A 526-nucleotide genomic window follows, 5' to 3' on the forward strand; every position below is an offset into this window, starting at 1 on the left:
CTCGGAGACCGTCTGGAGGGAGCTCCGGCCGATCGCGCTCGCGATCAGAACCACCACGAGCGCGGCGATCGGATTCCGTATCTCCCACAGCCGCTCGCGGAGGTCGTCCCAGAGCGCGTACAGCCGCCACGGGCGGATGATGGCGATGCTTGCGATGAGCAGGGCCGACCCCACCCACAGCGCGAGCGACCCCACGACGGACAGAAGCGGGCTCACGTCCCCGGCGCGAGCAGCCGCCCCTCCTCGTCGAACCGGTACCCCGCCTCGAGGAGCCGGTCGCGGGCCGTTTCGGGGTCGAACCCGCCCGACGCGCCGACGAAGGGGTGGAGCGGGTCCGTCTCGCGGCCCTCCCACTGGAGGTCCGACGGAACCCACTCCGGGCTGGCGGCGAGCGGCGACGCGGCGGCCTCGGCGTACCCGCTGAACGCGGTGTCGACGAGCGTTCGTTTGTCGATCAGCGACGCGAGAACCGCACGGAAGCGGGGGTTCGACAGCGGTGCGCGCCGCGTGTTGTACCCGACGTGGT

At 72.1% G+C, this 526-nt stretch carries 1 protein-coding gene and 1 pseudogene; both read right to left on the bottom strand.

Annotated features, from left to right (window positions below; genetic code table 11):
- Window positions 1–216: pseudogene (locus DJ69_RS11255) on the bottom strand (phosphatase PAP2 family protein); the annotation flags it as partial.
- The coding region (locus DJ69_RS11260; RefSeq protein ID WP_245851643.1) for an ABC transporter substrate-binding protein at window positions 213–526 on the bottom strand (314 nt) is incomplete at its 5' end. The gene DJ69_RS11260 and the pseudogene DJ69_RS11255, both read right to left, overlap by 4 nt.

Source organism: Halorubrum persicum, assembly GCF_002727125.1.
Classification (GTDB): Archaea; Halobacteriota; Halobacteria; order Halobacteriales; family Haloferacaceae; genus Halorubrum; species Halorubrum persicum.